This window comes from Acidimicrobiia bacterium (assembly GCA_040878325.1).
In the GTDB taxonomy this organism is placed as follows: Bacteria; Actinomycetota; Acidimicrobiia; order Spongiisociales; family UBA11373; genus JAUYIV01.
This window is the reverse complement of record JBBDMM010000007.1, coordinates 82425-84520: the sequence shown is the minus strand read 5'-3', so window position 1 is coordinate 84520 and position 2096 is coordinate 82425. Positions and strand designations below refer to the sequence as shown.

Sequence of the window (2096 nt, the reverse complement as noted above, 5' to 3'; positions counted from 1 at the left end):
GTGGAGGAGGGCCGACCGGCGTCTGTTCGGCCCGAAGGGCCGAAGTCGGCCCGGGAGACAACAGGGTGCGGGCGGTGGGACTCGAACCCACAACGGGCGGTAAAGCCCACCGGATCCTAAGTCCGGCGCCTGTGCCATTCGGCTACACCCGCGGTGGGTCGCCTGGGATTCGAACCCAGAACCTGCGGATTAAGAGTCCGTTGCTCTGCCGTTGAGCTAGCGACCCGTCGCGGAGGGTAGCAACGCCGGGTCGCGCGGCGGTCTTCCGCGCCGGCGTGGCACAATCCGGTCTCGGGCTGTGGCGCAGCTTGGCAGCGCGCCTGCTTTGGGAGCAGGAGGCCGCCGGTTCGAATCCGGCCAGCCCGACTACTGCCGGCCCCACTACGGAAGTGCTGGGACGAGCTTCCGTATCTCTCCGCTGAAGTGCAACATGTAGATCTCGCCTGCCTCGTCCGTGAAGAAACTCGTTGGCAGCCGGATCCACTCGAGCGAGTCCCACCGCTTTTTCGCCACCGGCTGGCCGTCGACGAAGACGACGCTCTCGACGAAACCATTGCAGAAGTCGGCGTGGAAATAGTGGCCCTGGAGTTCAGGCATCAGCGCACCCCGGTACACCGGGCCGCCGACGATCGCGCACAGGCCCTCGTGGAAGAACGACAGGTTGGGGAAGATCGCGTCGGTCACTGCGCACTCGCCGGGCCGGAAGCATTGCGGCCCCTCCCAGATCGACCAACCGTAGAAGCCGCCAGGGTGGTCGAGGGGGATCCGGTTGATCTCCTCGTATGAGATTTCGCCGACATCGGCCACGTACACGACGCCGCGGTCGAAGGTGAAGCGCCAGGGATTACGGAATCCGTAGGCCCACACCTCAGGGGCTCCCTCGACCCCGTCGGCGAAGGGATTCGACGGCGGGATTCCATAGGGATCTCCTGAATCCACATCGATGCGGGAAAGGGTCCCCTGAAGGGTGTGGGGGTTTTGGCCGTGCCGTTCGGGATCGGCGTTCCCTCCACCGTCGCCAAAGCCCACCCACAGGTAGCCATCGGGTCCGAAGGCGAGCGTGCCTCCCTGGTGGTACTGGCCGCGCTGGTCGACCGACAGGAGCAGCCGTTCCGACGCCGGATCGAGGGTGATGGTCTCGCCCTGGCCCGCAATCGTGAACTCGACCAGGAGCAGGGTTTGCTCGAGATCGGTGTAGGTGAGAAACACCCGGCCGTTGGCGTCGAATTCCGGATGCAGGGCGATTCCCAATAACCCCTGCTCGATGGCTTCGCTGAAGACCTTGCCGCTGATGTCGAGGACTGGATCCTCCCGCAACCGGTCACCCTGCACCAGGCGCACCTTCCCGGCGCGCTCGAGGACGAAGATCCAGTCGCTTCCTGGCCGGAAGATTGCGGCGATCGGCTCCACCAGGCCCTCGACAAGCAGCTCGTACTCGAGGTCGGGCGGTCCGTCGGCTCCCGACGCCTTCTGCCGCAGGATGGCGGCAGTGTCCTCGCCAAGGTAGATCGAGGCCGCCAGCGAGAGGCCGACGACCCCCGCGAGCACGAAGGCGACCCCGACGACCGTGAGCGCGGTGCCGATCGGGTCGCGGCGTGTCGGCGGGCCAGCGTCGCCGGTCTGCGGTTCGGTCATGGAGGCAGGATATCCAGGGGCACCTGCCATCCCGACCAATCGGAAGCCGCTTCAGTCGGCCACTGACGTAGGCCGATGGGAAGGGACCGCCCGGCTGATCAACGGGCAGTGGGAGAACCGGTGATGGGGAGCCGCCCGTCTATCCTGCCCGGCGGGCAGACCAGCGGGTGTAGCTCAATGGTAGAGCCCCAGCCTTCCAAGCTGGTGGTGAGGGTTCGATCCCCTTCACCCGCTCGAGAAGCCCACCTCGGTGGGCTTCGAACCGGTGGCGGCGATCCCGTGCCCCCGTAGCTCAGTGGACAGAGCAGGAGCCTTCTAAGCTCTTGGTCGGGGGTTCGAATCCCTCCGGGGGCGCTGCAGCACCAGGTTCCCGCGTCCGGGCCTCTGGTCCCGCAGTTGATTCGGGGGAGGTTTGGGGCCGTTGGGTCCCGCATGGTGACCGTAGCTCAGCCAGGGTTAGA

At 66.4% G+C, this 2096-nt stretch carries 1 protein-coding gene and 5 tRNA genes; 3 read left to right on the top strand and 3 right to left on the bottom strand.

Annotated features, from left to right (window positions below):
- Positions 1-66: 66 nt before the first annotated feature.
- Together WD184_04640 and WD184_04635 are read right to left on the bottom strand one after the other, a co-directional pair.
- Positions 67-152: transfer RNA gene (locus tag WD184_04640), tRNA-Leu, on the bottom strand.
- Positions 153-154: 2 nt separating this feature from the next.
- Positions 155-226 (bottom strand) — tRNA-Lys (locus WD184_04635).
- Between the two features lie 66 nt (positions 227-292).
- Between WD184_04635 and WD184_04630 the strand changes: the two genes are divergently transcribed.
- Positions 293-366, top strand: a tRNA-Pro gene (locus tag WD184_04630).
- A gap of 15 nt (positions 367-381) precedes the next feature.
- Here the strand turns inward: WD184_04630 and WD184_04625 are convergent.
- The gene (locus WD184_04625; protein MEX0826020.1) at positions 382-1635 is read right to left on the bottom strand and encodes a PQQ-dependent sugar dehydrogenase; all 1254 of its coding nucleotides are present in this window, start codon (positions 1633-1635) and stop codon (positions 382-384) included.
- A gap of 163 nt (positions 1636-1798) precedes the next feature.
- Between WD184_04625 and WD184_04620 the strand changes: the two genes are divergently transcribed.
- A tRNA-Gly gene (locus WD184_04620) sits at positions 1799-1869 on the top strand.
- A 47-nt stretch (positions 1870-1916) separates the two neighbouring features.
- Positions 1917-1989 (top strand) — tRNA-Arg (locus tag WD184_04615).
- The last annotated feature ends 107 nt before the right edge of the window (positions 1990-2096 follow it).

Coding starts and splice junctions, on each gene's coding strand:
- WD184_04625 (MEX0826020.1), bottom strand. CDS start 1,635: ATGACCGAACCGCAGACCGGCGACGCTGGCCCGCCGACACGCCGCGAC.